The sequence below is a fragment of the Arthrobacter ipis genome, assembly GCF_014694315.1.
Lineage (GTDB): Bacteria > Actinomycetota > Actinomycetes > Actinomycetales > Micrococcaceae > Arthrobacter > Arthrobacter ipis.
The window spans coordinates 860,988-867,233 of record NZ_JAAOXD010000001.1 but is presented as its reverse complement, the minus strand read 5'-3'; the positions used below and the strand labels follow the sequence as shown (position 1 = coordinate 867,233).

The following is a 6,246-nucleotide window of genomic DNA, read 5'->3' as shown; positions in this document are numbered from 1 at the left end:
CACCTGCACCGGTGGGAGGGGCATATGACACGCCACATCGTCAGCCCGCCGTTCCTCATCGGCCAGCTCCTCCGGTTCCTTGAACGGGAGAACATCAAGGTGCGCTTGGACCCGTACAGCATGATCATCACTCTCGGCGGCTGGAAGCGGCACACGGCCGAGGCCATCCCTGACGAAGGCTTTCGGGAGCGGTGCCACGACTTGCTCGGCGTGCGCGCGGTGAACGTGCGCGACATGTACGGGATGATCGAGTCGAACATGCTCGCAGTCGAATGCCACCTGCATCGCAAACACGTTCCGCCGTGGTGCTACATCTCCATCCGGGACCCTGGCCAGAACGGCAAGGAGCTCGCCCCGGGGGAGACCGGCACCATCGCAGTACTGGACGCCCTCAGCACCAGCTACCCCGGTTTCCTCCTCACCGACGACATGGGCGAGGTCGAGACGGGCACCTGCGGGTGCGGCAGAACCGGCCAGGTCATCAACTTCCGCCGCCGGGGGCAGGGCGGCGGGCTGGGCGACTGCCCCGTCAGCATCGAGCGCTACCTCGGATCGGGCATAACCGCCGAGCCTGCGGTGGCGGCACCGCAGGGCCGTGTCACGGTGATGGAAGGGACAGGCCCATGAAAGCGGCGTCATCCATCGCCGGAACCCGCCCGTTCCTAAGTACGGCCACCGCCCAGCAGGAACCGGTACTGACGGTGGTCAGTCAGATGCATGAAGTAACGACCGGCAGCAGCATGCCGCCCGCAGTGCAGACCGATCCGGCTGCGAATGTGCGCGCCGGCGTTACAGCCTATTTTCTGGGCGGCGAGCAGAACCTGCTCTACGTTGAGGTCAACGGGCAGTGGGTGGAATACGTCAAGTCCACCCCGCCGTCTGAGGATCAGAAGCCGGTAGCTCAAGCGCCCCGGGCCCAGCCAATTCCGCACACGGATACAAGCCAAAATACCCGGCCGGGCCCTGATGCCTGCCCGGGCCCTGTCCACTGGGCCGGCTATACGTGCCACAGCCCCGACGAAATGACCCGGGACCGCAAGCGCCGGGTCTACCACGACCCCGCCACCATGCCAAACCTGTTGTTCACCGGGAACGGGCGGGCGCCTGCCCTGCCCCTACCGGTCCTGGAGCTGACCGGCGACCCCGAGGACCCTGCACCGTGGCTCGACCCCGAGTCGGGGGACCGGTTCTCGTCCGGCCAGGCCAGCATGGTCGTGAAACTGCTGAGGTACGCCCCACGTTAAACGTTTACTGTTCCATCTGTTCGGAAGCACACTGCCGGCTGGCAGAGCCGGTCAGAGCCGGTCAGAGCCGGTTCGCTCCGGTCACCCGGACCACCGCAGTGCCGGTCTCGTCCGAGGCGGCCAGGTCCACCTCCGCGGAGATCCCCCAGTCATGGTTGCCCGCCGGGTCATCGAAGATCTGCCGGACCTTCCAGACACCGGGTTCCTCGGTGATGATGAGCAGTCCGGGCCCGCGCGCGTCAGGGCCGGTGCCGATGTCGTCGTGCTCATCGAAGTAGTCGTCCAGGACGTCTTCCCAGCGGTCGGCGTCCCAGCCAGCGTCGCCGTCGAGCTCGCCGAGGGCAACGGCGTCCTCGTCCGCAAAAAGCTCGACGCGCCGGAACATCTCGTTGCGGACCATGACCCGGAAGGCCCGGATGTTGGACGTAAGCGACGGCGGCCGGGGCGGCGGTGCGTCGTGCGGCGTCGGGGCGGCACCGGAGGCCAGTTCCTCCCATTCGTCCAGCAGGCTGGAGTCCACCTGCCGCACCAGCTCACCGAGCCAAGCGATGAGGTCCTCGAGGTCCTCCCGCAGCGCATCCTGCGGAACGGTCTGCCGGAGTGCCTTGAAGCCGTCCGCCAGGTACCGCAGCACGATGCCTTCGGAGCGGGCAAGGCCGTAGAACTGCACGAACTCGCCGAAGTTCATCGCGCGCTCGTACATGTCCCGGATGATCGACTTGGGGGCCAGTTCAAAGTCGCCTACCCAGGGCGCCGCCTTGCGGTACACCTCGAAGGCCTCGCCCAGGATTTCCGCGAGCGGCCGGGGATAGGTGACCTCATCGAGCATGGCCATCCGCTGCTCATACTCGATGCCGTCCGCCTTCATGGCGGCCACGGCCTCACCGCGTGCCTTCTTCTGCTGCGCGGACAGGATCTGCCGCGGCTTCTCCAGCGTGGCTTCAATCACGGAAACGACGTCGACGGCGTAGGACGGCGACTCGGGGTCCATCAGGTCCAGCGCAGCCAGTGCAAACGGCGACAGCGGCTGGTTCAGGGCAAAGTTGGGCTGCAGGTGGACGGTCAGGCGGACCGTGCGGCCGTCCGTTCCCTGCTCCGCGGCCGGGATGCGCTCCACAACCTCGGCCGCGAGCAACTCCCGGTAGATCCCCAGGGCCTTCTTCATGAGCCGAAGCTGTGAAGGGCGACCCTCGTGGTTCTCCGTGAGGAGCCGGCGCGCCGCGGCGAACGGGTCGCCCGGACGCTCCATGAGGTTCATGAGCATCGCATGGGTCACGGTGAAACTGGAGGTCAACGGGTCCGGAACGGAATCCACCAAGCGGTTGTAGGTGGGCTGGCCCCAGGACACGAACCCCTCCGGCGGCTTCTTCTTCACCACCTGGCGCAGCTTCCGCTGGTCGTCGCCGAACTTCGCGGTGGCCTTGGCCATCGCCTTGACGTTCTCCACCACGTGCTCGGGGGCCTGCACCGCCACGGTGCCGGCCGTATCGTAGCCGGCACGGCCGGCCCTTCCGGCAATCTGGTGGAACTCACGGGAGTTGAGCAGGCGGGTGCGTACGCCGTCGTACTTGCTCAGTGCGGTGAGCACGACGGTGCGGATGGGAACGTTGATTCCCACGCCCAGCGTGTCCGTGCCGCAGATGACCTTAAGCAGGCCAGCCTGGGCCAGCTGTTCCACGAGGCGGCGGTACTTGGGCAGCATGCCGGCGTGGTGCACTCCGATGCCGTGCCGGACCAGGCGGTTCAGCGTCTTGCCGAAACCTGCCGCGAAACGGAAGTTCGCGATGAGCTCGGCGATCTTGTCCTTTTCTTCACGCGTGCACACGTTGATGCTCATCAGCGTCTGGGCGCGCTCGATGGCCTCCGCCTGGCTGAAATGCACCACGTAGACCGGCACTTCCCGGGTGCCCAGCAGTTCTTCGAGGGTCTCGTGGACCGGCGTCTCGCGGTAGTAGTAGTGCAGAGGAATGGGGCGCTCGGCCGAGCTGACCGTGGTGGTGGGCCGCCCGGTGAGTTCGGTCATGCCGGCTTCGAAGCGGCTGACGTCGCCCAGCGTGGCGGACATGAGGAGGAACTGCGCCTGCGGGAGTTCCAGCAGCGGAACCTGCCACGCCCAGCCGCGCTGCGGATCGGAGTAGAAGTGGAACTCGTCCATGATGACGGCGCCCAGATCGGCCGCGGCGCCTTCGCGCAGGGCGGTGTTCGCCAGGATCTCGGCGGTGCAGCAGATGATCGGGGCGTCCTGGTTCACGCCGGAGTCGCCAGTGATCATGCCGACGTTCTCCGCCCCGAAGATCTCGCAGAGCGCAAAGAACTTTTCGGACACCAGGGCCTTGATGGGGGCCGTGTAGTAACTTCGCTCGCCACGGGCCATCGCCTGGAAGTGGGCCGCAATGGCAACGAGGGACTTGCCTGATCCGGTGGGCGTCGCGAGGATGACGTTGGCGCCGGAGGCCAGCTCCATGATCGCCTCGTCCTGCGCCGGGTAGAGCTGCAGGCCGCGGCTCTCGGTCCACTCCACGAAGCGCTCGTACAGCGTGTCCGGGTCCGCGCCGGTTCCGGTGGTGATCCGTGCGGACGGGGCGGGGAGCTGTTCAACGAGTTTCATTGCCTTCCAGCTTAGTGCCAGCGCGTCCATGAACGGTTTCGTGCCGGCCGGCGCTAGGCTCGCTCTGCCAGGACAAAACTTCAACGACGAAGCTCCAACGAAACTGCGTTCATCGAACAACCGGAGGCCATGTGTGGGATCCCGCCAAATACGTCCAGTTCGGGGACTACCGGCAGCGCCCGTTCTTTGACCTGACCGGCCGCGTCCTCGCCGACTCTCCGCGGCAGGTGGTGGACCTGGGCTGCGGCCCCGGAAACCTGACCGCCACGCTCGCGGCCCGCTGGCCAGACGCGCAAGTTGTGGGCCTGGATTCCTCAGCCGAGATGCTGGCAATGGCCGAACAGCACCGGCAGTCCGCCCCGGGGCTGGAGTTCAGCCGCGGCGACATCGCCTCCTGGCTGCCCTCCGAGGACACAGACGTCGTGGTGAGCAACGCGGCGCTGCAGTGGGTCCCCGGGCACCCCGAACTGCTGGCCGGCTGGCTGGCGGCGCTGAAGCCGGGAGCGTGGTTCGCCCTGCAGGTGCCGGGCAACTTCACTTCCGCTTCCCATACCCTGATGCGCGACGTCGCCGAGTCGCCGAAGTGGGCCGGCAAGCTTGCCGGCGTGCTGCGCCACGATGAGGCGGTGGCGCCGCCCGCACGCTACCTGGAGATCATGCTCGACGCCGGATGCGCCGCCGACGCATGGGAAACCACCTACCAGCAGGTGCTCACCGGCGAAAACCCGGTGCTGGACTGGGTGCGGGGCGCAGGCCTGCGGCCCGTGCTGGCCGCGCTTTCGCCGGAGGACGCCGCCGGGTTCGAGGCCGAATACGGCGCCCGGCTGACCGACGCCTATCCGCCAACTCCGCACGGCACGGTGTACCCGTTCCGCAGGATCTTTGCAGTGGCCCGCAAGCTCTAGGGCAGCATGCTCCCGGCTCGCGGCGCAACCCGCCCCGCAACCCCCCGCGCGGTCCTATGTGATCTGGCTTACAATGGCCAAGCGGTTATTGGGGGCCGAGCCTGGCTCCCATACGCCCAGGCGATGAAGGAGGCGCGGTGCTTTTCGGCCTGATGCTCCGCCTCTTGGGCGAACACCGGACGGCTGTCTGGGCGATCATCGCGCTGCAGGTGGTGCAGACCGCGGGAAACCTGCTGTTGCCGACGCTGAACGCGAGCATCATCGACGACGGGATCCTCGCCAACCAGCCCGGAGTAATCCTGGGGCTCGGCGGCTGGATGATGGTGCTCACCGCTTTGCAGGCTGCAGCCGCCCTGGGCGCCGGGTACCTGGGGGCCGACGTCGCCATGAAGATCGGCCACCGCCTGCGGCGCGAGCTGTTCTCCCAGGTCCAGGCCATGTCGTCCCAGGAGATCGGGACGTTCGGCACGGCCAGCCTTGTCACCAGGTCCACCAACGACGTCCAGCAAATCCAGACGTTCGCGGTCCTGGTTTTCACCATGCTCGCCGCGGCGCCCGTCATGGGCATCGGCGGAATCATCCTGGCGGTCCAGCAAAATGCGGCCCTGTCCGCCGTCGTCATCGTCATAGTCCCGCTGCTGGTGCTCATCATGTACCTGATCGTGCGCCGCCTCATCCCGCTCTACCGGACGGGGCAGGCACTCATCGACGGCGTCACCCGGATCCTCCGCGAACAGATTATCGGCGTCAACGTCATCCGCGGCTTCGTCCGGCAGAAGCACGAGGCGGCCCGCTTCGCGGAAGCGAACCGGAGGCTGACCCGAAACAACCTCCAGTCCGCCCTCCTGGTGGCCGGCATGCTGCCGATGATCATGATCGTGGTGAACCTCTCCTCGGTGGCCGTGGTCTGGTTCGGCGGCCACCTGATCACCAGCGGCAGCATGGAGGTGGGCGCCCTCACGGCCTTCATCGCCTACATCCTGCAGATCCTGCTGGCCATCATGATGGCCATGTACGTACTCAGCACCGCACCGCGCGCGGCCGTCTGCGCCGAACGGATCCAGGATGTGCTGGATGTGACCCCGGCTCTGGGCCTGCCCGCCCCGGAACGCACCGGGACGCGTCCCGCGGCCGCGGTGCAGGCCCCGCCGGAGCCCGGCGCCCCGGGGGGTGCGTTGTGCGGGTTGGCCGGGTTGGGTGAGTTCGGCGATGGTGAGGCCGGGGCGGAAGAGCTGGACGTCGCCGCTGGTGCGGGTGAGCCGGACCCGGCGGATGCCGGTGCCGGCGGGGTCCGCGACGATCGTGACGGGGGCGTCCAGGGACAGGGTCAGCCAGGCTGCGAGCAGGATGGTGCTGGGTGAGTCCGAGGCGCCTTCGACCGCGACCGCGGTCACGGGTGAGGTGTCGGCCTGGTCCAGGACGGCGGCGAGCTGGATCCGCCAGTTCGTCAGCCGGGTCCAGGCGAGGTCGGTGTCGCCGGCCTTGTAGG

The 6,246-nt window shown here is 67.5% G+C and carries 4 protein-coding genes and 2 pseudogenes; 4 read left to right on the top strand and 2 right to left on the bottom strand.

Annotation, left to right across the window (positions count from 1 at the left end; genetic code table 11):
- Nucleotides 1-627 (top strand): LuxE/PaaK family acyltransferase (locus tag G9E11_RS04160; protein WP_479686149.1); only part of this gene is annotated, 627 nt, incomplete at its 5' end.
- The gene (locus G9E11_RS04155) at nt 624-1,244 is read left to right on the top strand and encodes a hypothetical protein (RefSeq protein ID WP_190603141.1); all 621 of its coding nucleotides are present in this window, start codon (nt 624-626) and stop codon (nt 1,242-1,244) included. The genes G9E11_RS04160 and G9E11_RS04155, both read left to right, overlap by 4 nt.
- A gap of 61 nt (nt 1,245-1,305) precedes the next feature.
- Here G9E11_RS04155 and G9E11_RS04150 read toward each other — a convergent pair whose 3' ends face one another.
- Complete coding sequence (locus G9E11_RS04150; RefSeq protein WP_190603139.1) at nt 1,306-3,852, bottom strand: DEAD/DEAH box helicase; 2,547 nt, start codon at nt 3,850-3,852, stop codon at nt 1,306-1,308.
- 131 nt (nt 3,853-3,983) lie between these two features.
- Here G9E11_RS04150 and G9E11_RS04145 point away from each other — a divergent pair, with 131 nt between their 5' ends.
- Together G9E11_RS04145 and G9E11_RS04140 are read left to right on the top strand one after the other, a co-directional pair.
- On the top strand, nt 3,984-4,757 hold the full coding sequence (locus G9E11_RS04145; RefSeq protein WP_190603136.1) for a trans-aconitate 2-methyltransferase: 774 nt from the start codon (nt 3,984-3,986) through the stop codon (nt 4,755-4,757).
- Nucleotides 4,758-4,909: 152 nt separating this feature from the next.
- Nucleotides 4,910-5,737, top strand: a pseudogene (locus tag G9E11_RS04140) (ABC transporter permease); the annotation flags it as partial.
- 192 nt (nt 5,738-5,929) lie between these two features.
- Here the strand turns inward: G9E11_RS04140 and G9E11_RS04135 are convergent.
- Nucleotides 5,930-6,246 (bottom strand): annotated as a pseudogene (locus tag G9E11_RS04135) (glucose-6-phosphate dehydrogenase assembly protein OpcA); the annotation flags it as partial.

Excerpts from the sequence above, each read along its gene's own strand:
- G9E11_RS04155 (WP_190603141.1), top strand. The coding sequence starts at position 624 with ATGAAAGCGGCGTCATCCATCGCCGGAACCCGCCCGTTCCTAAGTACG.
- G9E11_RS04150 (WP_190603139.1), bottom strand. The coding sequence starts at position 3,852 with ATGAAACTCGTTGAACAGCTCCCCGCCCCGTCCGCACGGATCACCACC.